The organism is Pseudomonas sp. Emmai (assembly GCF_055179735.1).
This window is the reverse complement of sequence record NZ_CM143685.1, coordinates 7,061,718-7,087,783: the sequence shown is the minus strand read 5'-3', so window position 1 is coordinate 7,087,783 and position 26,066 is coordinate 7,061,718. Positions and strand designations below refer to the sequence as shown.

Genomic DNA, 26,066 nt, shown 5'->3' with positions numbered 1-26,066 from the left:
GTGGCGCCCGCGCTTATTTGCTGGGGACCTTGATATCCAGCTTCGCCAGTACGTCTTCCACTAGCCCATCCAGTAGCGCGGGATCGAGTACAAACCCCTTGCGGGCTTCCTCGGAAATCTCGCCCTGTGCCACCTGTAAATCGAGAATGCGATAATCAAACGACCCCACTCTGATTTGGTCCTCGCGGTGGAAAACCATGAACGTTGCCAGGCTCTCGCTGTTGACTACATACCATTGTTCAGAAGGGCTGAGACAGGCGACAGCGATGGTCACACGTAGCCTCTTTAACAGGCTGTTGACCGCGTGCCGTCCCTCGAATGAATCCAAGTCCAGCCGCTCGAAAAAGTCCTCCTTGGACACTACCTGACTCGTTGCCAAAGTCTCTTTCAGTCGCTCCCGTTCCTGCCTCAAAGCCTCCTGTTCTCCTTCGAGCCGGGCGATCATTTGAGCCACCCCCGCCGATGGCGAAACGAAATAATCTTCGGACATTTGGGCATGTCTTTGCGTCACCGTCTCCAGTTTGCCCGCCACCGTGGTTAGCTGTTTCCGCGTCTCGCCGTCGCTGGACTGTACAAGGCTCAGGCTGTCCACTTTGGTTAGAATTTCCCGTAAGACTGCCTCGGCGCGTTCGATTCGAACATACCCGCTATCGCATACACCTTTGCGTGCGCTGTGGCATTGAATGTAGGTCGCTCCCTTGGGCGGGCGTCCCTTGTTCACAAGGTGCATGGCGTCACCGCATGTACTGCATTTGACAAGCCCTTGAAGGACATTGAAGCGCTTCGTCTGTCCCCCTGTCCTATGAATCCGGCGCTCTGCCCGTACCGCCTGTGCCTGATAGAACACATCCTCCGTCACGACCACCGGAAAGAATCCAGTAATGGGCTCGCCATCGTTTGTGCGAACGCCTCCAACAATTACCGTTGGCTGATACTCGCTAAGCAACGCCCGGTTTCCCAAAATCTTGCTAACGCTGCTGGTCCCCCATTTGCCAGAGTGGTTTCGATTGCGAGAGCCGAACACAGGCACGCCTCTCTCGTTAAGCATTCGCGGGATAACGCCTTGCCCGTATCCATCAATCGCCAATTGGAAAATGAGTTGAATCGTCGCCACCCTCTCAGGAATCGGTTGATACTTCCCGCCCACCACTTCAAGCCACGCCGGACAAGCCTTCCCCAGTGGTTTCAGTTCGGTACGTGCTAGGTGTTTTTTGTTGTCCCATGACGCCGAAAGGCGTTGAGCTTTTATCTCGCTTTCGTTGTGAGCGCGGGACATTTGCACAATGCTGATGATCAAATCCAGCTCATTGAATTCCTCGGTGTACAGGCGTCCGTCTGACAGGGTGACGACGCGTATGCCGCTGTTGAGGAGGTCCATGAATCGGGGGAGGGCAGTGCTCACCTTCTCCCGTGAAAGCCTGTCCAGCGACTCCACAAGTAGATAGGAGCCACGCTCAATAGCGCCGCTCTGTACAAGGTCAAGGAATCGCCGTAGCTGTCCTTCGTCATCTAAATGCTGACCTTTATGGGCGCTCTTGCCGCGATCAAGGAATGTGTATTCGCGGCTGGTGGCAAGCTCCAGTTCGTGTACGCGACAGTAGTTTTCAGCCGCCACCCGCTGGCGCCGGTAGCTGTCACCCTTGGCTTGCTCAGGGCTTGAAAACCTGATGTATGAGTATGCCTTGCTGGTCATGGGTAGCTTCACCGGAACGAGATGTCGTGTTTTGCAACATAACATAACGTTAACAAGTTGTGCGCGCCCGCCGCCGCGATCAGCAGCGCACGCTTGGCCGACAGTTGCCCTTGCACTTCATTCAAGTCGGGATAGGGTTTGCTGGCGTACAACAAGCCATCGGAAACGTAGGGTTCCACCGGTGTATGACCGTTGAAGTGCGCCACTGCCTGAAGCAAATGATCCACCGCAATCACCTTCAAACCCGACGCCAGGCACGCTTCTTCGGCATTCGCCCGAGGCACCACCAGCGTCCGCCCGGCCTTGCGTGCTGCCAACGCCGCCGGCAACACACCGCGAACCGCCCGCACCGCCCCTGACAGCGCCAATTCACCCAGGCATTCCACGTCATCCAGGGTCAACGTCGGCACCTGCACGCTGGCCGACAAAATCCCCAAGGCAATCGCCAGATCAAACCGCCCGCCGTCCTTCGGCAAATCCGCCGGGGCGAGATTCAACGTGATGCGCCGCGCCGGGAATTGCAGGCCGGAATTGATGATCGCGCTGCGCACCCGGTCCTTGCTTTCCTTCACGGCCGCCTCGGGCAAACCAACCATCGTCAGCGACGGCAAGCCGTTGGCCAGATGGACTTCTACGGTAACGGCGGGGGCATCGACACCAATCTGGGCGCGGCTGTGGACGATGGAGAGGGACATGGTCGTTCCTTGAGCTTTTACGGGAACCGCTTCCTGCGGTTTTTGAAGGGTAGCCGGGTCGTGTGGCGGCGCAGGCGCCAAACTTTCGCAGGATGTTGCGAGTGTCTTTCTGGTGGGGAAAGCGTAAGGGAGAGGGGAGTGCCGACGTAATCAGTCGCGGGATGAGGTTGTTGTAGGACGTTGCCTGGATCGATGAAGGACGTCGGTGAAAGCCGAATCGAAGGCGAAAAAAAACCGCCTTGAGTAGACGGTTTTTTATTTGCAGGCTTCGGTGAGGCCGAGGCCTGCACTTCCTCAATGAACACACTCACGGTGGGAAGCCTATTCAAATTTTCTCCTCCAGGCAAGCGTCGATAACAATCTGCTGATGGTAGGAACTAACAACGGCGATGAACCGGAAAAGGATTTCGCCACTTCATGATTTGATACAACTCGTTAACAGATTTGAAAGGTACGCATTGAAAGAACTGCGATAGCATTCGCCGCGATGAGGCTCGATGAGTGAGTGAGTCGCGAAGTGTGGCTGGGAGCGTAAAGATTTTCATGTTTCTCGACACGGTGTGAGAGTCGTGCCGGTGCAGGTTTTGAGGAACCCACACCCGGCCGCCTCAATGAATGCACTCACATGTATTCCCAAAGGTGCGCGTACGCCGGAAAGCGCACTGGAGGTTTGGCCTCACGCAAGGAGGGCCAAAGTATGTCTAAGTTTCTTAAACATATGTGGAGCCTCGTTAGAAACGCGTTATGGGCTTTTCGCCTGTACGAGTTTCTGCGGGACCGCTGGGATGATCCGCAGTAAGGATTGACCCGGTGGAAACCGCCCTGGCTTCGGCTGGGGCGGTTTTTCGATCTGTATGAAAGTTAAGAGCTACATGTTTCAAGCTTGCTCCGTCATTCAACGCTGAATATTCGTTGTCGGTGCCAGAGGCAATATGAGTAATGACTAAAAACGGTATGCGCCCGGTTCACCCCGGCGAGATCCTCAAAGAGGAATACCTGGAGCCTCTGAGCCTTACAGCAGCGGCGTTGGCCAGGGCATTGAGCGTTTCGACGCCTACGGTGAATGACATCGTGCTTCAGCGTCGTGGTGTCAGTGCTGATATGGCTATTAGGCTTTCTATCTGCCTGGACACGACCCCTGAGTTTTGGCTGAACCTGCAATCGACTTACGATTTGCGTAAAGCCGAGATTGAACGAGGGGCTGCGATTCGGGAACAGGTTGAGCGTCTTGCGCACTGCGCCTGATTCTCTGCTCTAGAACGAACCCCACGCTACAAACGTGGGGTTTTTTGTGTCGCTCAGAATGCCTGGAGCATTCGCGATGCACGCTTCCACCAAGGCGCATTCACCGCACGCCGTGGCCGCTCACCCTCCAACAGCATATGCGGGACATCCTGCAACCGAATCCACGGCTGGTTATTCCAGTGCAGCAAGCTCAATGACATCTCTGGCCAGTTCAGCAGGCTCAAAATCGGGCGTTCGGTTGTGGTCGATTGTTGGGCATCTCTGAGGGCTGGGACGACGTCGTGGGTCAGCCATTCGCGCAGGCCTCGGTATTCGGGGCAGTAGTGGTAGATCAGGAGTGCGTAAACGCCGGATTCGCTGATGAGCAGGGTGTTTTCGACGGTGCCGTGGCTGAGCATTTTCAGAGTCTGGTGTTGGTCGGGGTCGAGTTTGCGCACGGCGCGTTCGTCGAGGCAGAGGCGCAGGAGGCGGCCGAGGTCGCGGGCGCTGAACCAGGGTTGGTTTTGGAGGAGGAGGGCGTGGAGGTGGAGTTTGTGGCGGGTGAAGACGTGGGGGACTAGATAGTTGTCGTCCATAAACAGTTCTCAAATTCGCTTGATAGATCACTGCCACTTATCGTCGCCAAACAATAAGGGTGGCAGCTGCGTGCGGGTTGGCGAACCGGCCAAGCGAATACCGGCAGACCCGAAGGTCTCCCACACGCAGCCGCCATATTTCGAATTGGGAGAGATACCCATAATCGGATGTGGTTGCGTGCATAGCTTGGTTCCAGGTCGCCAAACCCAGTGCTGAACAAGTCAGCTGAGAATGAGCTTAGGACCCGGCGCTTTGCGACGCTATCGGACGGCGGTAGTGATCTTTGTAGGACGTTGCCGAGATTGTTGCGAGGCGCAAGATCAAAAGATCGCAGCCTTCGGCAGCTCCTGCAGGACATAGAGCGGAACGCGGAGCGTCCCTGGCGGCATTCCCACGCAGAGCGTGGGAACGATCAGTTACTCCGCGTCGGCTGGCGGGTTGAGCTTGGCTTCCAGCTCAGCAACCTTCGCCTCAAGGCTTTCCAATCGTGCCCGAGTGCGCGCCAACACCACCATCTGGCTATCAAACTCTTCCCGGCTCACCAGATCCAGTTTGCTGAAGCCGCTCTGCAACAAGGCTTTGAACTGGCTTTCGATTTCGCTTTTCGGCAGCGGGGTGTCGCCGCTGAAGAGGCGGGAGGCGGTGCCGCTCAGGGCGTCGAGGAAGTCTTTGGGCGCGAGCATGGGAAAGGTCCTGGAAACAATGGCGGGCAGTGTATCACGCAGTGTCTATAGCCAATCCCGCAGGCAGGGATGCACGCTTTTCGCGCAGGCGGACGGACGGCAGCGCACTGTTGTTGTGCGTAATGCCATTGGCATTTGTGGAAAGCAGCTTGCAGCAGCGACCAAGGGGTTGAATTCAGTGAGTTTTGGCGAGATGGCAAGGTTTCTGCTTAGTCACCCTTGACCCATGCACTGATGCAGTCGCTGTGACGAATGCAGTGCGCCACACGAAACGGGGAAGTTTCGTACGGAGTGGTTAGCTGGCGTCGGACGGGCAGGTTGGGCCGACGATGCGTTACAAAGCCAGGCACTGCGCTTAGACTTGAGACGGGTTTGTTTTCCTGGGGCAAGTCCACCAATTCGGGAGAGAGTTTTCATGAAGCTAGTCACTGCCATCATCAAGCCGTTCAAACTGGACGATGTACGCGAGTCGTTGTCCGAGATCGGCGTGCAGGGCATTACCGTTACTGAGGTCAAAGGCTTCGGTCGGCAGAAGGGTCACACCGAGCTGTATCGCGGCGCGGAGTACGTGGTCGATTTTCTGCCCAAGGTGAAGATTGATGTCGCCATTGACGACAAGGATCTTGACCGGGTTATCGAGGCGATAACCAAGGCAGCCAACACCGGCAAGATCGGTGACGGCAAGATCTTCGTGGTCAATCTGGAACAGGCGATTCGCATCCGTACCGGCGAAACCGATACCGACGCAATCTAAGCCGCCACACACCCAACGCCCCAGGAGAAAACAATATGACTCTGCGTAAATTCGCAGGGCTAGGAGCCCTGTTGTCCCTCGTAATGCCCAGCCTGGCTATGGCGGCAGACGAAGTGGCGGCCCCAGTCCTCAATTCCGGCGACACCGCCTGGATGCTGACCTCGACGGCCCTTGTGCTGTTCATGACCATTCCGGGCCTTGCGCTGTTCTACGGCGGCATGGTTCGTTCCAAAAACATTCTTTCCGTGATGATGCAGTGCTTCGCCATTACCGGTCTGATCAGCATCCTGTGGGTCATTTATGGCTACAGCGTTGCGTTCGACACCACCGGCATGGAGCAGGGCGTCGTCAATTTCAACTCGTTCTTCGGCGGCATGGGCAAGGCGTTCCTCGCCGGTGTCACGCCAGCCAGCATCACCGGTCCGGCCGCGCTGTTTCCTGAAGCGGTGTTCGTGACCTTCCAGATGACCTTCGCCATCATCACCCCGGCGCTGATCGTCGGTGCCTTCGCCGAGCGGATGAAATTCTCCGCGATGCTGATCTTCATGGGCATCTGGTTCACCCTGGTTTACGCACCGATTGCGCACATGGTCTGGTCCGGTAACGGCGGCCTGTTGTGGGACTGGGGCGTGCTCGACTTCGCGGGCGGCACCGTGGTGCACATCAACGCCGGTGTGGCCGGTCTGATCTGCTGCCTGGTGCTGGGCAAGCGCAAAGGCTTCCCGACCACCCCGATGGCTCCGCATAACCTCGGTTACACCCTGATGGGCGCGGCGATGCTGTGGGTCGGCTGGTTCGGCTTCAACGCCGGCTCTGCTGCTGCGGCCAACGGCACTGCCGGTATGGCGATGCTGGTGACCCAGATCGCAACCGCCGCCGCTGCACTGGGCTGGATGTTCGCCGAGTGGATCACCCACGGTAAACCAAGTGCCCTGGGTATCGCTTCGGGTGTGGTCGCCGGTCTGGTGGCAATCACTCCGGCCGCTGGCACCGTGGGCCCGATGGGTGCGCTGGTCATCGGCCTGGCGGCTGGCGTGGTGTGCTTCTTCTGCGCCACCACCCTGAAACGCAAACTTGGCTATGACGACTCCCTGGACGCCTTCGGCGTGCACGGTATCGGCGGTATTCTCGGCGCGATCCTGACCGGTGTGTTCGCTGCACCGTCCCTGGGTGGCTTCGGCACCGTCACCGACATCGCCGCACAAGTCTGGATTCAAACCAAAGGCGTGGGCTTCACGGTGATCTACACCGCGATCGTCACCTTCATCATCCTCAAGGTCCTGGACGCCGTCATGGGTCTGCGTGTGACCGACGAAGAAGAAGCGGTCGGCCTCGATCTGGCACAACACAACGAACGCGGCTACAACTTGTAAGACGCGCAGAAAAAAACTTGCCCGGCTTGCCGGGCATTTTTTTGTCCGGGATTTGTCATTAAAGAGGTAGCTGAAAGGTTTTTTCCTACGGCTTAAGTCGTGTTTACGACGAGCGTTTTTCTGGGGCGAAAAACTTACAGCAATGCAGGAATATTAGGGCCTTTGTTTTTTCCCAGAGCGCGCTAGAATGCGCCCCGAACGTGCGGAGAACTGTATGTGGCAACAGACTCTGATTACCCTGCGGGCAAGGCCCCGGGGCTTTCATCTGGTAACGGACGAGTTACTCGCCGGCTTGCCTGAACTCAAGGCGTGTCGGGTCGGTCTGTTGCATTTGTGGCTGCAGCATACCTCGGCGTCGTTGACCATCAACGAGAACGCCGATCCGGCGGTACGTCGCGACTTCGAACGATTTTTCAATCGTCTGATCCCACAAGGAACAGACGGCTATGAGCATAACGACGAAGGCCTGGACGACCTCCCGGCGCACTTCAAGGCCAGCGTGCTTGGCTGTCAGCTCAGTTTGCCGATTTCGGCGGGCCGACTGGCGTTGGGGACCTGGCAAGGCGTTTATCTGGGCGAGCACCGTGATTTTGGCGGTGCCCGTAAAGTCCTCGCCACCGTGCACGGTGAAGGGGCATAAGCCGCTGGTTGCCAGCGGCTGTTGATTTTTTTCCGGCGGCCTTCGACAGATGGCGAAGCTGGGCTATAACTAATCTGCTTTTCGCAAGTCATGAGGTAGAACATGAGCGACGATGATCTGGAAAACGACGACCTCGAAGTAGGCGACGAAGACGAGGCCGAAGAAGGCTTGGAAGCAGCAGCGGAAGACGTTGCTGACGACGACGGCGGTGAAACGCCGGTTCCGACCGCTAAAGGCAAGGCCAAGGCTGCTGTGTCAGTCGATGAGCTGCCGAGCGTCGAAGCCAAAAACAAGGAACGCGACGCCCTGGCCAAAGCCATGGAAGAGTTCCTGGCCAAAGGTGGCAAGGTGCAGGAAGTGGAGGCCAATGTGGTCGCCGATCCGCCCAAGAAGCCTGACAACAAGTACGGCAGCCGGCCTATCTAAGCGCCTGCTACTGGCTTGCTTGCTGAAAAAGCCCGCCGTCGCTGCGGGCTTTTTCATGGGCGCAACAAAAGCCGGGGAACGCCTGCGTAGGAGCAAAGCTTGCTCGCGATAGCGGTGGGTCAGCCAATATCAATGCCGACTGACAGGGCCCCTTCGCGGGCAAGCCTCGCTCCTACAGGGTTGATGGCGTTCATACAATTGGCGTACGACACAAGTCCGTAGGAGCGAGGCTTGCCCGCGAAGAGGCCGTCACATTCAAAATGGATGTGGCTGACCCTCCGCAATCGCGAGCAAGCTTTGCTCCTACGGGTTTTGTGTCAGGCCGAGGCTGCGTTCCAGCGGGCTAAAAGTGCCGGCAAATCGGTCAGGCTGCGAATCTCCGCATCCGGCAAACGATCCGCTTCCCAGGCCTTGCCCGCCGGGTTAAACCAGATTGCGCGCAAGCCTGCCTGTTGGGCGCCGGCAATGTCGTCGCCGGGGTGATCGCCAATGTGCACCGCCGTTTCGGCCGTCGCACCGCCACGCTGCAACGCCTCGTGAAACAGCCGCGCATCGGGCTTGGCGATGCCGATGTCTTCGGCGCACAACGCAAACTTGAAGTAATCCGCCAGCCCCAGCCGACGCACGTCGGCGTTGCCATTGGTGACCACGCCGAGGGCGTAATGGTTGGCCAGGGTTTCCAGGGTCGGCTGCACTTCCGGGAATATTTGCAGTTGATGCCGGGCGTGCAGGAACACTTCGAAGCTCTGATCCGCCAGGTCCGAAGCCTGGTCATGGGCATAACCCGCGTCTTCCAGCGCATGGAACAGCACCCGCCGACGCAGGGCACTGATGCGGTGCTTCAAGGCAGGTTCGTTGCTCAATACCCGCTCACGAATCGCCCACAAATGCTCCACCGGCACCGCGCCCAGCTTCGGTGCATGCTCGGTCAGCCATTCGCGCAACATGGCTTCGGCGCTGACGATCACCGGGGCGGTGTCCCACAGGGTGTCGTCGAGGTCGAAGGTGATCAACTGGATTCTCATGACTCATCGCCTTTGATGCGTTTGGCCCGTGGATGGGCGCTGTCGTAGACCGTGGCCAGGTGCTGGAAGTCCAGGTGGGTGTAGATCTGGGTGGTCTTGATGTCCGAGTGGCCGAGCAGTTCCTGCACCGCGCGCAGGTCCTGGGAGGATTCGAGCAGGTGGCTGGCGAAGGAGTGCCGCAGCATGTGCGGGTGCAGGTTTTGCCCCAGCTCGCGTTCGCCGGCAGCCTTGACCCGCACCTGAATCGCCCGTGGGCCGAGGCGCCGGCCTTGCTGGCTGACAAACACCGCGTCGTCCGCCGGGTTAGTCATCGCGCGCAGCGGTAGCCATAGCTCCAGCGCTTCCCGAGCCTTTTTGCCCACCGGCAGCAGGCGAGTCTTGCTGCCCTTGCCGAGCACCTGGACCATGCCGTCAGCCAGATCAAGCTGATCCATATTGAGCCCGGTCAGCTCCGAAAGCCGTAAACCCGAGGAATAGAACAATTCCAGAATCGCCTGATCCCGACGTGCCAGAAAGTCATCCTCGACCGCACCTTCCAAAAGTTGCAGCGCGCGGTCGGTGTCGAGGGTTTTCGGCAAGCGGCGTTCGCCCTTGGGCGGCGCCAGGCCGTTGGCCGGGTCGTGGTCGCACAGGCCTTCGCGATTCAGGTAGTGATAGAGCCCGCGCACCGCCGACAGCAGCCGCGCCAGGCTGCGGGACGATTGCCCCTGGGAATGCAGGCGTGCGATCAGGCTGCGCAGGCGCTGGATATCCAGCCCGGCCCAGCTGTCGATGTTCTGTTTGACACACCAGCCGAGCACTTTGTCGAGGTCGCGGCGGTAGGCGTACAAGGTGTGGGGCGACACCTGTCGCTCACTGCGCAGGTGTTCGCAGTAAGCGTCCAGTTGTCGTTCCACGATCAGCGTACCGAGCGTAGGGAGTTGTTGACCCGAGGCAACACACGGCCCATGACTTCGGCGATGTAGCTCAGGAACAGCGTGCCCACCGAACTTTTGTAGTGCTGCGGATCGCGGCTGGCGATGGCCAGGACGCCGTGGATGCCTTGATGGCTGATGGCGACGACGGCCGTGGAACCGATCTGTTTGCGTTGTTCTTCGCCAAACAGGAAGTCCAGTTCGTGTTCACGCAGGCTGCCGCTGACGCTTTTGTCTTCCGAGAGCAGGCCACCAATGGCGGTTTGTGCTTCGGCGTGGGTGACCCAGCGGCCCACCGGCATCGGGTTGTCACCGAGCAGAATCAGGCTGACGAAGGGCACCTGGAAATCCTGGCGCAGGCTGTCTTCGACGCTGATCACCACGTCTTCGAGGCTGGCGGCGTCCATCAGCGTGAGGATCAGGCGACGGGTCTTGTCGAACAGGCGATCATTGTCGCGCGCGACGTCCATCAGGTGCGACAGGCGATGGCGCAACTCGATGTTGCGGTCGCGCAGGATGGTCATCTGGCGTTCCACCAGCGAGATGGTATCGCCGCGCTGGTGGGGAATGCGCAAGGCCGGGAGCAGTTCTTCGTGTTCGACGAAGAAATCCGGATGAGCCTCCAGGTACGCGGCAATCGCCGCCGCCTCAAGGCTTTCGGAAGGAGATTCGTCGGGCTGTAGGGCGGGAACCTGAGGCTTGTCTTTCATGGATTTGGCTCTCTCAAAGACGCACTTGTCCTTCATATACGCGGACTGCCGGGCCGGTCATCAAGACCGGTTGGCCAGGGCCTGCCCATTCAATGGACAGACGCCCGCCAGGCAGGTCGATCAATAGCGGCGAATCCATCCACCCCTGGCTGATCGCGGCCACCGCCGCAGCACAGGCACCGGTGCCGCAAGCCTGGGTTTCCCCGGCCCCGCGTTCCCAGACCCGCAGCTGCGCACGGTTGCGGTCAATGACCTGGAGAAAACCGACATTGACCCGCGACGGGAAGCGCGGATGGTGTTCGATCTTCGGGCCCAGTTCATGCACCGGTGCGTTATTGATGTCGCTGACCCGCAGCACGGCATGGGGGTTGCCCATGGACACCGCCGCCAGTTCCACCGTGTTGCCGTCGACTTCGAGCTGATAGCTCAAGGCCTGGCCTTCGGCTTCGAACGGGATGTCGGCCGGTACCAGGCGCGGCGCGCCCATGTCGACGCTGATCTGGCCGTCGCTGCGGATATCCAGTTCGATGATGCCGCTTTTGGTCTCGACGCGAATCTGCCGCTTGGCGGTCAGGCGCTTGTCGAGCACGAAGCGGGCGAAGCAGCGCGCACCGTTGCCGCACTGCTCCACTTCGGAACCGTCGGAGTTGAAGATCCGGTAACGGAAATCCACGTCCGGGTTGCTCGGTGCTTCGACGATCAGCAACTGGTCGAAACCGATGCCGGTGTGCCGATCGCCCCATTGCTTGGCGTGCTTGGGCAGGATGTGCGCGTGCTGGCTGACCAGGTCGAGGACCATGAAGTCATTGCCCAGGCCGTGCATCTTGGTAAAACGCAGCAGCATGGTTTTACTCCGGCAGCAGGCTTTCGCCAGCAAACAACTCGGCTACCGTCTCACGGCGACGCACTTCAAATGCCTGATCACCGTCCACCAACACTTCAGCGGTACGCCCGCGGGTGTTGTAGTTGGAACTCATGACAAACCCGTAGGCACCGGCCGAATGCACGGCCAGCAGGTCGCCTTCTTCCAGGGCCAGTTCACGCTCCTTGGCCAGGAAGTCGCCGGTCTCGCAGATCGGGCCGACGATGTCGTAGGCGCGAGCAGCGGTATCGCGCGGGCGCACCGCGGTGACGTCCATCCAGGCCTGGTACAGCGCCGGGCGGATCAGGTCGTTCATGGCCGCATCGACGATGGCGAAGTCTTTGTGCTCGGTGTGCTTGAGGTACTCGACCTGGGTCAGCAGCACGCCGGCGTTGGCGACGATGTAGCGGCCCGGTTCGAACACCAGCGCCAGCTCGCGACCTTCGCAGCGCTCGCGCACGGCTTTGATGTAGTCGGCCACCAGCGGCGGCTCTTCATCGCGATAACGCACGCCGACGCCGCCACCGAGGTCGATGTGACGCAGGTAAATGCCGCATTCACCCAGACGATCGATCAAGCCCAGCAGGCGATCGAGGGCATCGAGGAAAGGAGGCAGGCTGGTCAGTTGCGAGCCGATGTGGCAATCGACGCCCAGCACTTCCAGGTTCGGCAGTTGCGCGGCGCGGATGTACACGTCTTCGGCGTCGGCGATGGCGATGCCGAACTTGTTCTCTTTAAGACCGGTGGAAATGTACGGGTGGGTGCCGGCATCGACGTCCGGGTTCACACGCAACGAGATCGGCGCACGGACGCCCAGTTCGGCGGCGACCACTTGCAGGCGTTCCAGCTCATCGGTGGATTCGACGTTGAAGCAATGCACGCCGACTTCCAGGGCGCGGCGCATGTCTTCACGGGTCTTGCCGACACCGGAGAACACGATCTTGTCCGGGCTGCCGCCAGCGGCGAGGACGCGTTCCAGCTCGCCACGGGAGACGATGTCAAAACCGGCGCCGAGACGGGCCAGGACATTCAGTACACCGAGGTTGGAGTTGGCCTTGACCGCAAAACAGACCAGGTGCGGCACGCCGGCCAGGGCATCGGCATACGCCAGGTACTGGGCTTCGATGTGGGCGCGGGAGTAGACGTAGGTCGGCGTGCCGAAGCGTTCGGCGATGGCGGACAGGGCCACGCCTTCCGCGAACAGCTCACCGTCACGGTAATTAAAAGCGTCCATGGCGTTCCCTTATTATTGGTAGACGTCGTGCTTGTGTGCTTTGGAGGCAGGCTGCTTTTGCGAGGACTGGGCCTGCTCGGCAGGGTCCTGGTTGTCGTCAGGCAGGTACAGCGGGCCTTTTTGACCACAGGCCGACACAAGGCAAGCGACCGCGAGGAGCGCGGCAAGGGAAGAGATCAGGCGCTTCATGGCGAAATCCTTGAAAATGCGTTAATTGCGCCGGAGTATACCGGCCACCCGTCAGCTTGCCTATGTAACGCGGCTCCCGTCCGGCGGGCCTTGGATTGAAGTGCGTTCACGGGTCCAGGGTCTTGCGTCGATATTTCATAACGCTACCGGGCGCTTGGTCGTTATCCTTTGCAATCGCCGGGGCTCGCCCGTATCTTGCGGCGCTTGAGCGTGAACAGACACTTTTTGAGGTTCCTGCAATGAGTTTGACCGAAGCCCGTTTCCACGACCTGGTCGATGCCACCCAGCAATCGCTGGAAGACATTTTCGATGAGAGTGACCTGGATATCGATCTGGAGAGCTCGGCCGGTGTGCTCACCGTCAAGTTCGAAAACGGCAGCCAGTTGATCTTCAGCCGTCAGGAACCGCTGCGCCAGTTGTGGCTGGCGGCGGTGTCCGGCGGCTTCCACTTCGACTATGACGAAGAGAGCGAGCGCTGGATGTGCGACAAGAGCGAAGAGCAGCTGGGCGAAATGCTTGAGCGCATCGTCAAGCAGCAGGCGGGCGCCGAATTCGATTTCGAAGGCCTGTGAAACCGTGACTCAGCCTGCACCGGTTCGTCCGCCCAAGCCGCTCTACAGCAACATCAGCCCGGCGGTGCCTTCGCCGTGCAGCGGCGTGTGCCGGCTGGATGAACAGAAGGTCTGCCTGGGGTGTTTTCGCCATGTCGAAGACATCCGCGAATGGCGCTCGGCCGACGACGATCGTCGTCGGGTGATCTGCGCCCAGGCGGCTGACCGCAAAGCCCTGGCATAAGAGCTTTTGTGGCGAGGGGGCTTGCCCCCGCTGGGTCGCGAAGCGGCCCCAAAAGCTCACGACTGCTTCGCAGCCGAACGGGCGGCAAGCCCCCTCGCCACAGTGTTTCTCCCCGTGTGTCTGAAGCGCCCCTTCCCCTCACTTGTATATTTATTGAGCTGTGATAGTGTCCAGAAACGCCTCAACCCATCGAGGCTCGTGAAAACCCCGCCTTTTTCTGGCGGGGTTTTGCTTTTTTTGTGCAGAAGAAAGGAGTCTGCCCGGATCATGACCGTACCTTCCATCACCCTTACTCGTCTGGACGTGCAACGTCTGGAGCGCCTGATCGACAGCCTGGATGACACGCTGCCGGGCGTTATCGCGCTGCAAACCGAACTGGACCGCGCCGATACAGTGGTCGGTCACGATGAAGTGCCCGCCGATGTCGTCACCATGAATTCCCGCGTGCATTGCCGCGAAGAGATCAGCGGCAAGGACTATCACCTGACGCTGGTATATCCCAAGGATGCCAATGCCGACGAAGGCAAGATTTCCATTCTGGCGCCCGTGGGCAGCGCCTTGCTCGGCCTGAAAGTCGGCCAGCACATCGACTGGCCGGCACCGGGTGGCAAGACCCTCAAACTGACCCTGCTGGAAGTGGAATCGCAGCCGGCCAATGGCGGCGCCTTTCCGGAATAACGCCTCAGACCTGCTCGAGCGCTTCGTTCAGTGCGCGCTCCAGGTCGGCCTTGTAGCGCAGATACAAATTGCTTGAACTCTGCCCATCACCGAGCAGGCCCGACAGGTCCAGGTCGGTGATGTAGCAGCGGTAGCGCTCAATCTCGCGGCGCTGCTCGACGATTTCCCGGGCGACCACGGTAAACAGCTGATCGCCATACTCCAGTTCCGAAAACTCCCGCTGATTGCAATACAACGTGACCTGCACCTGGCCCGGTGCGGCTTTGCCGATGATCGCCTGCACGTCGTAGAACGGTTTGTTGACCGGGGTTTGCGGCGCTGGCCGCGCTTCGACCCGACGTGCCCGGCCAGGGCCGGACGGCAATAGTTGGTAATACAAAGTGTCGAGGCTCAACGGCTGGGCGGCGTCCATCGGCAACAAGGCGTCCCGGCGATACAGGATCGATTGCAGGAAACGTTGCAGCGGCACCAGCAGGCTTTGCTCGTCGTGATACGGCAGGCGTTGCTGCCACAGCGCGTTGAATTCATCCAATACGTACAGATCGGCCTGCTGCTCGGTGATCCGGTAGAACACCTGGATGCACTCGGGCTGACCCATCGGCAACAGCAACGCGAGGTCCTGTTCTTCGAGGGCCATCGGGTCCAGGTGCAGCGGGCTGTAGCTCGCCAGCTCCTCGCCCAGGTAGTCGAACAGCGCCGGCAGGGTGGCGAGGGCGACGTGGTTGACCTGGCCGGGCACCAATTCCAGCACGTGGTAATGCTGCTGCACCTGAATCAGGTAGCGATGGTTGAGTTTGCTCAACAGCAGGTTCTGCGCGGTATCGAGGATTTCTTCGACCCGCCGCGCAATGAACTGCGCGCGGTTGTGGCAGAAACAGCGGACCCGCAAGCGCGGCTGTTGCGGCCCTTTGGGCAGGTTGTTGAGGTAATCGCGCAGGCAGTCGAGCAGCGCGTGCGGCCCGTCGTAGCGGCTGACCAGCACTTCATTCCAGCTATTGAGCGTGACCTGATCCAGGGTCAGCACCAGGTTTTCCCGCACGCCGGCGTAACTCAGGGAGTCGGTGCGCTCGGTGGTCATCAGGATGTTGAGGTCACGATGGTGCTTGAGCGGATCGACGCCGACGTTCACCAGGATCAACACTTCGCCGGGCACGCTGGGGCGCAACAGGGCATCTTCGGCGACGGTGGTCAGGGGCAGGGCGATGCTCTGCTGCAGGCTGCCGAGCAGGTTGAACAGTTCGAATTCGCTCAAGTCGCTGGTGCCGGGGTGCAAGGCCAGGCGGGTGCTGCTGTCGATCACGCCATTGCGGTGGCACCAGGTCAGCAGTTCCAGCAACTGACGGCTGCGCTTGATCGGCGCGAAATGCTCCCACTCGTGGGCGGTCAGGCTGCCGTTGTACAAACCCCATTGGGTTTGCCCCGGTTCTTTCTTGTTTGGCGCCTGCACCAGGGTCAGGGTGTCTTCGGCCAGGTCCGGGGCGATGCCCGGGTTGATGAATTCGACCTTGTCGGCCTTGCGCTCGAACGCCGCGTACAGCCGCCGGCCGAGCACGTTGAGGTCGCGCTTGTTGATCAGGCTGACAGTTTGCTCGGTGCGGGCGAACTGGGTCAGGAAGCGGTAGCTGTAATTCAGCTCGTTGACCAGCGCCCGGCGTTCGGCGCTGACCTGGCGGACTTTCCACTGGCTGCGGCTGTCGAGCAACGCCAGTTGCCGCTGATCCCAATGCCATTCGCTGGCCAGGCGTTCCAGCAGCGAGCGCTGCCAGCTCGCGGTGCGACTGTTGCTGCCGGTGAGCTTGCGATTGACCTTCAGGTACAGCGCACGGCGCACCAGTTCCAAGCGTTCGGGTTCGCCACGAGCGGTCAGGTATTCCTCGATGCGGCGGTAGACGACGATGTATGGGTCCAGCTCGTCGAGGTCCAGCCGATTGGCGAACACTGCCTGTTTGAAGCGCAGGCTCAGGCAATGGACCTTGGGGTGTTCGCTGGCGTACACCTCGATCAGCAGCAGTTTAAGCACCGACTTGTAGGGCGATTCGATGCCCTTGAACAACTGCCAGAGCCCGGCGCCGATGAACTCTCCCGGCGGAATGTGCGCCAGGTGCCCCAGGTCCAGGGTTTCGTCGGCGCGGATAAAGCGCTTGGACAGCAGCGTGTGGGTGTATTGGTGATAACCCGTCTCTTCGTAAACCGGCACCAGCCACCAGATCGGCGTGCGGCCAGCGAGCCAGATCGCCGTGCGATAGAACTCGTCCAGCAGCAAGTAATGCTGGGTGGTGCCGCAGTCTTCCGAACTCAGTTGCGTATCGCGCTCGCCGTGCATGAAGCGGGTCGGGTCGATCAGGAAAAAGTGTGCCTCGGCGCCCTGGCTGGCGGCCCAGGCTTCGAGCAGTTGGCATTTCTTGCGCAGTTCGACGAGTTCGCTTTCGCTCAGATCCGGGCCGTGGCACACCCACACGTCCATGTCGCTCTGGTCGGCCTGGGCCAGGGTGCCGAGGCTGCCCATCAGGAACAGGCCATGAATCGGTCGTGGCGGATTGCTGCCGTGGCGCGGCTTGTAGGAAAACGAACGGGTCAGGCGTTGGGCTTCGGCGAGGGTGTTGGCGTCGGGCTCGTAATTCGACAGCCCGGCCGGCGCGCTGCCGGACACGTAACCCGGCAGCAGCGGGTGATTGACGTGGAAAAACAGCGGCAGCAGGGTCAACACCCCTTGCTGGCGCGTCGACAACCCTTCCATGGCGCGGGCCATGCGGCCTTCGTTGAGCTTCAGGAAACGGGCGCGCAGCTGGCTCAGGACCTTGCGGTCGATGCCTTCGTCCAGGTCGGGGCGGATTTCATGGGTTCGGGTCATGTCAGCTCAAACCGGCTCGCGAAGCTCGGACGTAGGGTCTGCGGATGAGGGGCAGTTTAGCGCCTCGGCCCCGGGACTTTTAAGCTGTATTTGTTTTTTGGCGCCAGATTTCTATCGCGAGGCGACAAGCTGCCCGCGGAAATCCCGTCACAGGGGTTTCCGTGGGCGATGCGGTGAGGTTTAGGCTGTTTCCCGAACGCTCAGAATGGTCAGAACGGTTTGTACATTTTGCGCGGCGTCACGACCCAGGCTGGTCAGGTAACCGCCATCGGGCTGGTCGATCAGTTCTTTTTCGTGCAGGCGTTTAGCGGCGGCAATGTGTTTCGGGGCAGCGGTCTGATGAATTTTCAAACCTTCCTGGGAACTGTCCAGGTTGAAGAGTGCAAGGACTTCCAGTTCGGCAACCAACTCAGGGGTAAGCGACATAAGGACTCCAGACTTTCTAGGAATTGGACGACAGCGCCCCTAAGGTGAGCCCACTCGTGCGGCATGTCCAGTGCTGGCAGCAGGGTTTTTTCGCCTTGGGATCCGTTCCCCGATAACGGGGTGCGTACGAGTGTAGACAGGGTGTGGAAGAACGGTGGGATTTGTAGGAGCGAGGCTTGCCCGCGAAGCTTTTGGCGTTATAGAGGACGCCTTCGCGGGCAAGCCTCGCTCCTACAGGGGGGCGGTGTTTACTTCTTTTCTGGCGGCAGCTCTGGCAGTGCACGCAGGGCGGCTTCGTACCATTCGGTATTGAACGCGCGGTCTTCTTCGAGGATCGCGTCGATTTCCACCGCCAGCACGTGGGCCATCAGGTTGAGGATTTCTTCGCGCTCGTAACCCACCAGGGTCAACTTGTTGAAGGTGGCCTTGGCGGCCGGCGGGTTGTCGCTTTCGATCTGGTTTTCAATCGCTTCGATCAGGGTGTTCTCGGTGAATTCTTCTTCGTCGCTATCGATATCAGTCGGCTCGCTCATGGCAGGCTCCTCAAGTTAAGGCGGGCAGTTTACCCGCATTCAGCGCCGTGATGCTGCTGGCAAGAAACGCCTGGGCGTTCTATAAACAGGCACTGCCCACCCCGCACGGCCTGGAGGCTTTGTGATGCTCAAGCTTTATGGATTTTCCGTCAGCAACTACTACAACATGGTGAAACTGGCCCTGCTCGAGAAAGGACTGCCGTTCGAGGAAGTGCTGTTTTACCCGGCCCCGACCCCCGAGGCGTTGGCCATCAGCCCGCGTGGCAAGGTTCCGGTGCTGGGCGTCGAACAGGGTTTCGTCAACGAAACCGCCGTCATTCTTGAATACATCGAGCAAACCCAGAAAGGCACGCCGCTGCTGCCGAGCGATCCGTTCGAGCGCTCGCAGGCCCTGGCGCTGGCCAAGGAAATCGAGCTGTACATCGAGTTGCCGGGCCGCGCCTGTTATGGCGAAGCGTTTTTCGGCTCGCCTGTACCGGATGCGATCAAGGACAAGACCAAGGCCGAATTGCTGCTGGGCTTCGCCTCACTGGGCCGCCACGGCAAGTTCGCCCCGTACGTGGCGGGCGATAGCCTGAGCATTGCCGATTTGTATTTCCTCTACAGCGTGCCGCTGGCCTGTGCGGTCGGGCAGAAGCTGTTCGGGATTGATCTGTTGGCCGAAATGCCGGCGGCCAAGGCGCTGCTGGAGCGTCTGGAGCAAAACCCGCATGTGCAGCGGATTGCGGCGGACAAGGAAGCGGCGATGCCAGGGTTTTTGGCGATGGTCGCGTCCAAGAAGTAGGGTTTGTGTAGCGCATCCGAAATTGCATTCGCGGGCAAGCCTCGCTCCTACGCAGGTACAGCGCGACCTGTGTAGGAGCGAGCGGTGCGACGATTCGACTTGCCCGCGAAGCTTTTAACGGCTGGCGAGCAATGCCTGACCGCGCACCACGGCTTTCTTGACCTGCGCCGGCGCAGTCCCGCCGATATGGTCACGGGCATTCACCGAGCCTTCCAGGGTCAGCACGGCAAATACGTCCTGATCAATCTGGTCGCTGAACTTGCGCAGTTCTTCCAGGCTCATTTCCGCCAGGTCCTTGCCGCTTTCCACACCGTACTTCACCGCATGGCCAACGATTTCGTGGCAGTCACGGAACGGCAGGCCACGGCGTACCAGGTAGTCCGCCAGGTCGGTGGCGGTGGAGAAACCGCGCAGCGCCGCTTCGCGCATCATGGCGTGCTTGGGTTTGATCGCCGGGATCATGTCGGCAAAGGCCCGCAGCGAGTCGCGCAACGTATCGGCGGCGTCGAACAGTGGCTCTTTGTCTTCCTGGTTGTCCTTGTTGTAGGCCAATGGCTGGCCTTTCATCAAGGTCAGCAGGCCCATCAGCGCGCCGAACACACGGCCGGTCTTGCCACGCACCAGTTCCGGCACGTCCGGGTTTTTCTTTTGCGGCATGATCGAGCTGCCGGTGCAGAAGCGGTCCGGCAGATCGATGAACTGGAATTGCGCGCTGGTCCACAGCACCAGTTCTTCGGAGAAGCGCGACAAGTGCATCATCGCAATGCTCGCGGCCGAACAGAATTCGATGGCGAAGTCACGATCCGACACGTTGTCCAGCGAGTTACCGCCGACGGCATCGAAGCCCAGCAGTTGCGCGGTGAACTCACGGTCGATCGGGTAGGTGGTGCCGGCCAGCGCGGCGCTGCCCAGGGGCATGCGGTTGGTGCGCTTGCGGCAATCCACCAGGCGCTCGTAGTCGCGGCTGAGCATTTCGAACCAGGCCAGCATGTGGTGCCCGAAGGTCACTGGCTGCGCGGTTTGCAGGTGGGTGAAGCCCGGCATGATGCTGCCGGCTTCGCGTTCGGCCTGCTCCAGCAAGCCTTTTTGCAGGCGGGTGATTTCGGCGAGGATCAGGTCGATCTCGTCCCGCAGCCATAGGCGGATGTCGGTGGCGACCTGGTCGTTACGGCTGCGGCCGGTGTGCAGCTTTTTACCGGTCACGCCGATGCGATCGGTCAGGCGCGCCTCGATGTTCATGTGCACGTCTTCGAGGTCGATGCGCCAGTCGAACTGGCCGGCCTCGATTTCACCCTGGATGGTCTTCAGGCCATCGGTGATGCTGTCGCGCTCGGCATCGGTCAGCACGCCGACCTTGGCCAGCATGGTGGCGTGGGCGATCGAACCCATGATGTCGTGGCGATACAGGCGCTGGTCGAAAGTGACGGAGGCGGTGAAGCGGGCGACGAAGGCGTCGACGGGTTCACTGAAGCGGCCGCCCCAGGACTGATTGGTCTTGTCAGTGCTCATGAATTCGCTCGTATCGGCTTGAAGAAGGTTGGCGTTTAACGCTGGGGCGGATAATAACAGGGTTGCCAATCCTGTCGCTGACACTGGTCGATACGTTTTTTTCTCATACGCCGGCCCATACTCGGGGTATCGCCAGAAGGCGTTGCGCAACGATATTTTTCAATTGAGCAATATCACGCCGGCAACCGTCTACAGTTGGACAGTAGGATCAGCGCACTTCTGTGCGCTGGCGCTGCCTATAAAAAGAGGGGGTGTTCGTATTGTGTATCAGCAAACCCTACGGCGATGCCTCGCCAACGCGGGCCCGGGCCGCCAATCGCCCCGCAGATGAAAATTTAGCCGCCGGTCTCGCGGCACTTTTTGGCCCTCGCGCCAGTCTTAGCGTGGATCGCGGTGACGGATGTCACTTCACCTGTCTACGCTATCCTTGTGCGAGACTCACGCAGGAATCCAGCGCAATATGAATGTCCTGATCGTTGATGACGAACCCCTAGCCCGCGAGCGCCTGAGCCGAATGGTCGGTGAACTCGAGGGATACAGTGTCATGGAGCCCGGTGCCACGAACGGCGAAGAGGCGTTGGCGCTGATCGACAGCCACAAGCCGGATATCGTGCTGCTCGATATCCGCATGCCGGGCCTCGATGGCCTGCAAGTGGCTGCGCGATTGTGCGAGCGTGAAACGCCGCCGGCCGTGGTGTTTTGCAGCGGCCCGGATGAATTCGCCGCCGAGGCCTTGCAGGCCAGTGGCGTGGGTTATCTGGTCAAGCCGGTGCGCACCGAGTTATTGCTCGAAGCCTTGAAGAAGGCCGAGCGGCCCAATCGCGTGCAACTCGCCGCCCTGACACGCCCGGCCGCCGAAACCGGCAGCGGCCCGCGCAGCCACATCAGTGCCCGCACCCGCAAAGGTATTGAACTGATCCCGTTGGGTCAGGTGGTCTATTTCATTGCCGACCACAAATACGTGACCTTGCGCCACGAAGGCGGCGAAGTGCTGCTGGACGAACCGCTCAAGGCCCTGGAAGACGAATTCGGCGACCGCTTCGTGCGGATCCATCGCAACGCCCTGGTCGCCCGCGAACGCATCGAACGCCTGCAACGCACGCCCCTGGGGCATTTTCAGTTGTTCCTCAAGGGCTTGAACGGCGATGCGTTGATCGTCAGCCGTCGTCATGTGGCCGGCGTGCGCAAGATGATGCAGCAGCTTTAATCCGCCGTTCCCAGGCGGACTCCACACCCGATTGCCGGACGTCGAAGGCCAGGGAGGCCAAGCAGTTCCTGATACAAGTCAAAGTGGATTTGGCTGAGCTGTTATTATCCGCCGTATCTATTCAGTACGGATTGATCCATGTCCTCTCGCGAAATCCGCATCGCCACCCGTAAAAGTGCGCTGGCCCTCTGGCAGGCCGAATACGTCAAAGCTCGTCTTGAGCAAGCCCATCCAGGCCTGTTGGTGACGCTGGTGCCCATGGTCAGTCGCGGCGACAAGCTGCTCGACTCGCCACTGTCGAAAATCGGCGGTAAGGGCCTGTTCGTCAAGGAACTGGAAACCGCGCTGCTGGAAAACGAAGCCGACATCGCCGTGCACTCGATGAAAGACGTGCCAATGGACTTCCCCGAAGGCCTCGGTCTGTTTTGCATCTGCGAGCGCGAAGACCCGCGCGACGCTTTCGTTTCCAATACCTATGCCAGCCTCGATGAGTTGCCCCAGGGCAGCATCGTCGGCACGTCGAGCCTGCGCCGTCAGGCCCAGTTGCTGACGCGCCGGCCGGACCTGGAAATCCGCTTCCTGCGCGGCAACGTCAACACACGCCTGGCCAAGCTCGATGCCGGCGAGTACGACGCCATCATCCTCGCTGCGGCGGGTTTGATTCGCCTGGGCTTCGAAGACCGCATCACCTCGGCCATCAGCGTCGACGACAGCCTGCCGGCCGGTGGCCAGGGCGCGGTCGGGATCGAATGCCGCAGCGTCGACACTGAAATCCACGCCTTGCTCGCACCGCTGCATCACCAGGACACCGCCACCCGCGTCACCGCCGAACGTGCCCTCAACAAACATTTGAATGGCGGCTGCCAAGTGCCGATCGCCTGCTACGCCGTGCTTGAAGGCGAGCAGATCTGGTTGCGCGGGCTGGTGGGCGATCCGAGCGGTGGCCTGCTGCTCAATGCCGAAGCCCGTGCGCCGCGCAGTGACGCCGAATCCCTGGGTGTGCAGGTCGCCGAAGACCTGCTGAACCAGGGTGCCGGTGACATTCTGAAAGCGGTCTACGGCGAGGCAGGTCACGAGTGAATGGCTGGCGTCTGCTGCTGACGCGCCCCGCAGATGAGTCGGCGGCGCTGAGCAGCGTGTTGGCCGAGAGCGGGATTTTCAGCAACTGCCTGCCGCTTTTGGAAATCGAGCCGATTGCCGCCTCTGACACAATGCGCGCGGTGATCCGGGAGCTGGATCGCTATTGCGCGGTGATTGTGGTCAGCAAGCCGGCGGCCAGGCTTGGCGTTGATCTGCTCAGCCAGCAGTGGCCGCAGCCACCTCAACTGAAATGGTTCACCGTAGGCGCCGCGACCGCACAAATCCTTGAAGATTTCGGGCTCGATGTGAGCTTCCCGGTCGATGGCGATGACAGCGAAGCCTTGCTTGAACTGGCGCAGTTGCGCGAGGCTGTCGCCCGGCCTGATCCGCGTGTGTTGATCATGCGCGGGGAGGGTGGCCGCGAGTTGCTGGCCGGGCGTTTGCGTGAGCTTGGTGCTAGTGTCGAGTATCTGGAGTTATACCGTCGTGGCTTGCCGAGCTATTCGACGACTGCGCTGCCGGACCGGATCGAAGCGGAACGCTTGAACGGGCTGGTGGTCAGCAGTGGACAGGGTTTTGAGCACCTGCACCAGTTGGCCGGCGATGCCTGGCCACGGTTGGCGCAGTTGCCGTTGTTTGTTCCAAGCCCAAGGGTCGCCGAGCTGGCACGTGCCGCCGGGGCCCAAACAGTTGTGGATTGTCGTGGCGCCAGTGCCACGGCTTTGCTGACGGCGTTACGGGAGCAACCCGTACCCGTTCTCTAATGCAAAGGATGGATACGTGAGCGAAACAGTGTTGCCTAAAGATGACGTGCAGCCGGTGCTCGATGCACCCGTTGAAACTCCACCACCTGCAGCGGTGCCGCGCAGGGGCAATGGACTGGCAATCGTCGCGCTGTTGCTGGGTGCCGCCGGCGTTGCCGTGGGCGGCTGGGGAGTGTGGCAAGTGCGCCACCTGCAGGCCAACACCCAACAGCAGTTGAGTGAAGTCCAGGCGCTGAACGATCAGGCCCAGAGCCTCAAGCTTAACGATCAACGCCTGACCGCACGTTTCGAACAACTGCCCGCCGCCGATGAGCTGGAAGACCGTCGCCGTCTGGTGACCCAGCTGCAAGGCGATCAACAACGCCTGAATCAAAAGCTGGAAACCGTCCTCGGTGCCAGTCGCAAGGATTGGCGCCTGGCCGAGGCCGAGCACTTGCTGCGTCTGGCCAGCCTGCGTCTTTCCGCGTTGCAGGACATCAGCAGCGCCCAGGCCCTGGTGCAGGGTGCCGATGAAATCCTGCGCGAACAGAACGACCCCGGCGCCTTCGCCGCCCGCGAGCAAGTGGCCAAGACCCTGGTGGCCTTGCGCAGCACCGAGCAGCCGGATCGCACCGGGTTGTTCCTGAGGCTGGGTGCCTTGCGCGATCAGGTGATCAACCTCACCGAGCTGGCGCCCGAGTACAAGGACCGTGGCGAATCCCTGTTGGGCCTGACCGCCGATGGCGACGGCGCCAGTCGCTGGGCGCAATGGTGGGACGAGGTTTCGCGCTACATCCGCATCGACTTCAACGCCGACAAGAATGTGCGTCCGTTGCTGGCCGGACAAAGCCTGAGCCAGGTGCGTCTGGCCCTGAGCCTGGCGCTGGAGCAGGCGCAGTGGGCCGCGCTCAACGGCCAGGCCTCGGTGTATACCCAGTCGCTGAAGGAAGCGCGGGATGTGCTCAAGGGCAACTTCAACCCGGACAACCCGCAGAGCAAAGCGATGCTTGAGCAGGTGGCCGATCTGGGCACGCAACCGGTCACGGTCGTCACGCCGGACCTGACGGGCACGTTGAGCGCGGTTCAGGGTTACCTGGAGCGGCGTAATGTGAATGCCGAGGATTCGATCAAACCGCTGGCCAAACCTGCCGCGAACACTGCGCAGGAGGCCACGCCATGAAACGCCTCTATGTGATCCTGTTCCTGGTCATCGCCGCTGCCGGGGCGCTGGGGCTGGCGATTGCCGAGCATTCCGGCTACGTGCTGATCGCCTACAAAAGCTTCCGCTATGAGTCGAGCCTGTGGGCGACCCTGGCCTTGCTGGCGGTGCTGTGGCTGGTGTTCTGGGGCATCAAGGCGTTGGTCGAACTGGTGACGACCTCCGGCGGTGTGGTCAACCCGTGGTCCCGACGCAATCGCAGTCGCCGGGTGCAAGTGGCGATCGAACATGGTCAGCTGGATTTGGCCGAAGGGCGTTGGGCCAGTGCCCAGCGTCATCTGCATCGGGCCGCCGAAGCCGAGCGCCAGCCACTGTTGTATTACCTCGGTGCGGCGCGTGCCGCCAACGAGCAAGGTCATTACGAAGAAAGCGACAACTTGCTGGAGCGCGCGCTGGAGCGTCAGCCCCAGGCCGAGCTGGCGATTGCCTTGAGCCACGCGCAATTGCAGACCGATCGCGGCGACACCGACGGCGCCCTGGCGACCCTGGAAGCCATGCACGAGCGTCATCCGCATAACGTGCAGACCCTGCGTCAATTGCAGCGCCTGCATCAGCAGCGCGGCGACTGGTCGGCAGTGATTCGCCTGCTGCCGGAACTGCGCAAGGACAAGGTCCTGCCAGCGGCCGAGCTGGCAGAACTGGAGCGCCGGGCCTGGGGTGAAAATCTCAACCTGGCGGCGCACCGCGAGGAGGATGGCGTCGTTGGTTTGCAGTCCCTCAATCGGGCCTGGCAGCAACTCAGCACGGCGCAGCGTCAAGAGTCGCCACTGGTGCTGGCCTATGCCGAGCAATTGCGGCAGTTGGGCGCGCAGGCCGAAGCGGAAGAGGTTCTGCGTGCGGCGCTCAAGCGCAAGTACGACAGCCATCTGGCGCGCCTCTATGGGTTGGTGCGCGGCAGCGATCCGTCGCGGCAGTTGCAGACCGCCGAGGGTTGGCTCAAGGATCATCCCGCTGACCCGAGCCTGCTGCTGACCCTGGGCCGTCTGTGCCTGCAAAGCAGTCTGTGGGGCAAGGCCCGGGATTATCTGGAAAGCAGCCTGCGTGTGCAGCGCAACCCGGAAGCCTGTGCGGAGCTGGCCAGGTTGCTGGCGCAACTGGGCGATACCGAACGCAGTAACCAACTGTTCCAGGAAGGCCTTGGCCTGTTGGACGAGCGTCTGCTGGCGGCGCCGTTGCCCGTCGCCGTCCGCGCCTGATTTCCGGGTTGGCATAAATCCTGGGG

The 26,066-nt window shown here is 60.8% G+C and carries 27 protein-coding genes and 1 pseudogene; 14 read left to right on the top strand and 14 right to left on the bottom strand.

Translation table 11 applies throughout. From position 1 onward, the window contains the following. Positions 1–13: 13 nt before the first annotated feature. A complete protein-coding gene (locus ACY4LX_RS32635) occupies positions 14–1,693 on the bottom strand; it encodes a recombinase family protein (protein ID WP_463258820.1) in 1,680 nt (559 codons plus the stop codon). A 50-nt stretch (positions 1,694–1,743) separates the two neighbouring features. After that, positions 1,744–2,388, bottom strand: a pseudogene (locus ACY4LX_RS32630) (magnesium chelatase domain-containing protein); the annotation flags it as partial. Between the two features lie 939 nt (positions 2,389–3,327). On the opposite strand from ACY4LX_RS32630, the gene ACY4LX_RS32625 reads away from it, so the two are divergent. Further along, complete coding sequence (locus tag ACY4LX_RS32625) at positions 3,328–3,633, top strand: HigA family addiction module antitoxin (RefSeq protein WP_149660178.1); 306 nt, start codon at positions 3,328–3,330, stop codon at positions 3,631–3,633. A gap of 53 nt (positions 3,634–3,686) precedes the next feature. Here the strand turns inward: ACY4LX_RS32625 and ACY4LX_RS32620 are convergent, their stop codons facing one another. Continuing rightward, the gene (locus ACY4LX_RS32620; protein ID WP_463258819.1) at positions 3,687–4,208 is read right to left on the bottom strand and encodes a BRO-N domain-containing protein; all 522 of its coding nucleotides are present in this window, start codon (positions 4,206–4,208) and stop codon (positions 3,687–3,689) included. 417 nt (positions 4,209–4,625) lie between these two features. Further along, positions 4,626–4,892: an accessory factor UbiK family protein gene (locus ACY4LX_RS32615; RefSeq protein WP_007894783.1), complete on the bottom strand. Its 267-nt coding sequence runs from the start codon at positions 4,890–4,892 to the stop codon at positions 4,626–4,628. A 415-nt stretch (positions 4,893–5,307) separates the two neighbouring features. Here ACY4LX_RS32615 and glnK point away from each other — a divergent pair, with 415 nt between their 5' ends. The 4 genes from glnK to sutA all read left to right on the top strand — a co-directional run bounded on the left by glnK (position 5,308) and on the right by sutA (position 8,085). Next, positions 5,308–5,646, top strand: coding sequence for a P-II family nitrogen regulator (gene glnK / locus ACY4LX_RS32610; protein ID WP_002555808.1), 339 nt, complete (start codon positions 5,308–5,310; stop codon positions 5,644–5,646). Between the two features lie 35 nt (positions 5,647–5,681). Next, positions 5,682–7,019 carry an ammonium transporter gene (locus ACY4LX_RS32605; RefSeq protein ID WP_463258818.1) on the top strand — a complete coding sequence of 446 codons (1,338 nt, stop codon included), beginning with the start codon at positions 5,682–5,684 and terminating at the stop codon, positions 7,017–7,019. A gap of 214 nt (positions 7,020–7,233) precedes the next feature. Further along, the gene (locus ACY4LX_RS32600) at positions 7,234–7,659 is read left to right on the top strand and encodes a secondary thiamine-phosphate synthase enzyme YjbQ (RefSeq protein WP_033060691.1); all 426 of its coding nucleotides are present in this window, start codon (positions 7,234–7,236) and stop codon (positions 7,657–7,659) included. 102 nt (positions 7,660–7,761) lie between these two features. Then, the gene (gene sutA / locus ACY4LX_RS32595) at positions 7,762–8,085 is read left to right on the top strand and encodes a transcriptional regulator SutA (RefSeq protein WP_054617023.1); all 324 of its coding nucleotides are present in this window, start codon (positions 7,762–7,764) and stop codon (positions 8,083–8,085) included. 317 nt (positions 8,086–8,402) lie between these two features. Here sutA and ACY4LX_RS32590 read toward each other — a convergent pair whose 3' ends face one another. Genes ACY4LX_RS32590 through lptM form a run of 6 tightly spaced genes read right to left on the bottom strand, consistent with a single transcriptional unit; the run spans position 8,403 to position 13,019 of the window. Further along, entirely contained in the window at positions 8,403–9,110 is a 708-nt protein-coding gene (locus tag ACY4LX_RS32590) for an HAD family hydrolase (RefSeq protein WP_463258817.1), read from the bottom strand. Continuing rightward, positions 9,107–10,006: a tyrosine recombinase XerC gene (gene xerC / locus ACY4LX_RS32585; protein WP_427632096.1), complete on the bottom strand. Its 900-nt coding sequence runs from the start codon at positions 10,004–10,006 to the stop codon at positions 9,107–9,109. Before xerC ends, ACY4LX_RS32590 begins: the two co-directional genes overlap by 4 nt. A gap of 2 nt (positions 10,007–10,008) precedes the next feature. Continuing rightward, positions 10,009–10,734, bottom strand: a complete 726-nt coding sequence (locus tag ACY4LX_RS32580; RefSeq protein ID WP_149660182.1) for a DUF484 family protein — start codon at positions 10,732–10,734, stop codon at positions 10,009–10,011. Between the two features lie 13 nt (positions 10,735–10,747). Then, positions 10,748–11,578, bottom strand: a complete 831-nt coding sequence (gene dapF / locus ACY4LX_RS32575) for a diaminopimelate epimerase (protein WP_149660183.1) — start codon at positions 11,576–11,578, stop codon at positions 10,748–10,750. A 4-nt stretch (positions 11,579–11,582) separates the two neighbouring features. Continuing rightward, on the bottom strand, positions 11,583–12,830 hold the full coding sequence (gene lysA, locus ACY4LX_RS32570) for a diaminopimelate decarboxylase (protein WP_149660184.1): 1,248 nt from the start codon (positions 12,828–12,830) through the stop codon (positions 11,583–11,585). A gap of 12 nt (positions 12,831–12,842) precedes the next feature. Then, complete coding sequence (gene lptM / locus ACY4LX_RS32565) at positions 12,843–13,019, bottom strand: LPS translocon maturation chaperone LptM (RefSeq protein WP_149660185.1); 177 nt, start codon at positions 13,017–13,019, stop codon at positions 12,843–12,845. Positions 13,020–13,258: 239 nt separating this feature from the next. Between lptM and cyaY the strand changes: the two genes are divergently transcribed. The 3 genes from cyaY (at position 13,259) to rnk (ending at position 14,492) form a co-directional block, all read left to right on the top strand. Then, on the top strand, positions 13,259–13,591 hold the full coding sequence (gene cyaY / locus ACY4LX_RS32560; protein ID WP_017341439.1) for an iron donor protein CyaY: 333 nt from the start codon (positions 13,259–13,261) through the stop codon (positions 13,589–13,591). Between the two features lie 4 nt (positions 13,592–13,595). Beyond that, entirely contained in the window at positions 13,596–13,814 is a 219-nt protein-coding gene (locus tag ACY4LX_RS32555) for a DUF1289 domain-containing protein (RefSeq protein ID WP_427632091.1), read from the top strand. 267 nt (positions 13,815–14,081) lie between these two features. Next, on the top strand, positions 14,082–14,492 hold the full coding sequence (rnk, locus tag ACY4LX_RS32550; RefSeq protein WP_149660188.1) for a nucleoside diphosphate kinase regulator: 411 nt from the start codon (positions 14,082–14,084) through the stop codon (positions 14,490–14,492). 4 nt (positions 14,493–14,496) lie between these two features. Here the strand turns inward: rnk and ACY4LX_RS32545 are convergent, their stop codons facing one another. From ACY4LX_RS32545 to ACY4LX_RS32535, 3 genes are all read right to left on the bottom strand, one after another. Next, the gene (locus ACY4LX_RS32545; RefSeq protein WP_463258816.1) at positions 14,497–17,343 is read right to left on the bottom strand and encodes a class I adenylate cyclase; all 2,847 of its coding nucleotides are present in this window, start codon (positions 17,341–17,343) and stop codon (positions 14,497–14,499) included. 180 nt (positions 17,344–17,523) lie between these two features. Next, positions 17,524–17,769 carry a TIGR02647 family protein gene (locus ACY4LX_RS32540; RefSeq protein ID WP_149660190.1) on the bottom strand — a complete coding sequence of 82 codons (246 nt, stop codon included), beginning with the start codon at positions 17,767–17,769 and terminating at the stop codon, positions 17,524–17,526. A 248-nt stretch (positions 17,770–18,017) separates the two neighbouring features. Continuing rightward, on the bottom strand, positions 18,018–18,302 hold the full coding sequence (locus tag ACY4LX_RS32535; protein WP_008024357.1) for a hypothetical protein: 285 nt from the start codon (positions 18,300–18,302) through the stop codon (positions 18,018–18,020). Positions 18,303–18,426: 124 nt separating this feature from the next. Between ACY4LX_RS32535 and ACY4LX_RS32530 the strand changes: the two genes are divergently transcribed. Next, a complete protein-coding gene (locus ACY4LX_RS32530) occupies positions 18,427–19,086 on the top strand; it encodes a glutathione S-transferase family protein (RefSeq protein WP_463258815.1) in 660 nt (219 codons plus the stop codon). Positions 19,087–19,200: 114 nt separating this feature from the next. On the opposite strand, the gene argH is transcribed toward ACY4LX_RS32530, so the two are convergent. Next, entirely contained in the window at positions 19,201–20,595 is a 1,395-nt protein-coding gene (gene argH / locus ACY4LX_RS32525; RefSeq protein WP_123509691.1) for an argininosuccinate lyase, read from the bottom strand. A gap of 460 nt (positions 20,596–21,055) precedes the next feature. Here argH and ACY4LX_RS32520 point away from each other — a divergent pair, with 460 nt between their 5' ends. From ACY4LX_RS32520 to ACY4LX_RS32500, 5 genes are all read left to right on the top strand, one after another. Then, on the top strand, positions 21,056–21,802 hold the full coding sequence (locus tag ACY4LX_RS32520; RefSeq protein WP_149660192.1) for a LytR/AlgR family response regulator transcription factor: 747 nt from the start codon (positions 21,056–21,058) through the stop codon (positions 21,800–21,802). Positions 21,803–21,940: 138 nt separating this feature from the next. Next, complete coding sequence (gene hemC / locus ACY4LX_RS32515) at positions 21,941–22,882, top strand: hydroxymethylbilane synthase (protein WP_463258814.1); 942 nt, start codon at positions 21,941–21,943, stop codon at positions 22,880–22,882. Next, the gene (locus ACY4LX_RS32510; protein WP_149660194.1) at positions 22,879–23,646 is read left to right on the top strand and encodes a uroporphyrinogen-III synthase; all 768 of its coding nucleotides are present in this window, start codon (positions 22,879–22,881) and stop codon (positions 23,644–23,646) included. The genes hemC and ACY4LX_RS32510 overlap by 4 nt, the downstream gene beginning before the upstream one ends. 16 nt (positions 23,647–23,662) lie before the next feature. Further along, complete coding sequence (locus ACY4LX_RS32505) at positions 23,663–24,805, top strand: uroporphyrinogen-III C-methyltransferase (RefSeq protein ID WP_463258813.1); 1,143 nt, start codon at positions 23,663–23,665, stop codon at positions 24,803–24,805. Continuing rightward, positions 24,802–26,040 (top strand): heme biosynthesis protein HemY, encoded by a 1,239-nt coding sequence (locus tag ACY4LX_RS32500; RefSeq protein WP_149660196.1) that lies wholly within the window; start codon positions 24,802–24,804, stop codon positions 26,038–26,040. The genes ACY4LX_RS32505 and ACY4LX_RS32500 overlap by 4 nt, the downstream gene beginning before the upstream one ends. Positions 26,041–26,066: the final 26 nt, after the last annotated feature.

Coding starts and splice junctions, on each gene's coding strand:
- ACY4LX_RS32545 (WP_463258816.1), bottom strand. CDS start 17,343: ATGACCCGAACCCATGAAATCCGCCCCGACCTGGACGAAGGCATCGAC.
- glnK (WP_002555808.1), top strand. CDS start 5,308: ATGAAGCTAGTCACTGCCATCATCAAGCCGTTCAAACTGGACGATGTA.
- ACY4LX_RS32635 (WP_463258820.1), bottom strand. CDS start 1,693: ATGACCAGCAAGGCATACTCATACATCAGGTTTTCAAGCCCTGAGCAA.
- cyaY (WP_017341439.1), top strand. CDS start 13,259: ATGAGTTTGACCGAAGCCCGTTTCCACGACCTGGTCGATGCCACCCAG.
- ACY4LX_RS32625 (WP_149660178.1), top strand. CDS start 3,328: ATGACTAAAAACGGTATGCGCCCGGTTCACCCCGGCGAGATCCTCAAA.
- argH (WP_123509691.1), bottom strand. CDS start 20,595: ATGAGCACTGACAAGACCAATCAGTCCTGGGGCGGCCGCTTCAGTGAA.
- ACY4LX_RS32530 (WP_463258815.1), top strand. CDS start 18,427: ATGCTCAAGCTTTATGGATTTTCCGTCAGCAACTACTACAACATGGTG.
- ACY4LX_RS32540 (WP_149660190.1), bottom strand. CDS start 17,769: ATGTCGCTTACCCCTGAGTTGGTTGCCGAACTGGAAGTCCTTGCACTC.
- lysA (WP_149660184.1), bottom strand. CDS start 12,830: ATGGACGCTTTTAATTACCGTGACGGTGAGCTGTTCGCGGAAGGCGTG.
- ACY4LX_RS32520 (WP_149660192.1), top strand. CDS start 21,056: ATGAATGTCCTGATCGTTGATGACGAACCCCTAGCCCGCGAGCGCCTG.
- hemC (WP_463258814.1), top strand. CDS start 21,941: ATGTCCTCTCGCGAAATCCGCATCGCCACCCGTAAAAGTGCGCTGGCC.
- lptM (WP_149660185.1), bottom strand. CDS start 13,019: ATGAAGCGCCTGATCTCTTCCCTTGCCGCGCTCCTCGCGGTCGCTTGC.
- ACY4LX_RS32535 (WP_008024357.1), bottom strand. CDS start 18,302: ATGAGCGAGCCGACTGATATCGATAGCGACGAAGAAGAATTCACCGAG.
- dapF (WP_149660183.1), bottom strand. CDS start 11,578: ATGCTGCTGCGTTTTACCAAGATGCACGGCCTGGGCAATGACTTCATG.
- sutA (WP_054617023.1), top strand. CDS start 7,762: ATGAGCGACGATGATCTGGAAAACGACGACCTCGAAGTAGGCGACGAA.
- ACY4LX_RS32605 (WP_463258818.1), top strand. CDS start 5,682: ATGACTCTGCGTAAATTCGCAGGGCTAGGAGCCCTGTTGTCCCTCGTA.
- ACY4LX_RS32500 (WP_149660196.1), top strand. CDS start 24,802: ATGAAACGCCTCTATGTGATCCTGTTCCTGGTCATCGCCGCTGCCGGG.
- ACY4LX_RS32590 (WP_463258817.1), bottom strand. CDS start 9,110: ATGAGAATCCAGTTGATCACCTTCGACCTCGACGACACCCTGTGGGAC.
- ACY4LX_RS32620 (WP_463258819.1), bottom strand. CDS start 4,208: ATGGACGACAACTATCTAGTCCCCCACGTCTTCACCCGCCACAAACTC.
- ACY4LX_RS32600 (WP_033060691.1), top strand. CDS start 7,234: ATGTGGCAACAGACTCTGATTACCCTGCGGGCAAGGCCCCGGGGCTTT.
- ACY4LX_RS32580 (WP_149660182.1), bottom strand. CDS start 10,734: ATGAAAGACAAGCCTCAGGTTCCCGCCCTACAGCCCGACGAATCTCCT.
- ACY4LX_RS32615 (WP_007894783.1), bottom strand. CDS start 4,892: ATGCTCGCGCCCAAAGACTTCCTCGACGCCCTGAGCGGCACCGCCTCC.
- rnk (WP_149660188.1), top strand. CDS start 14,082: ATGACCGTACCTTCCATCACCCTTACTCGTCTGGACGTGCAACGTCTG.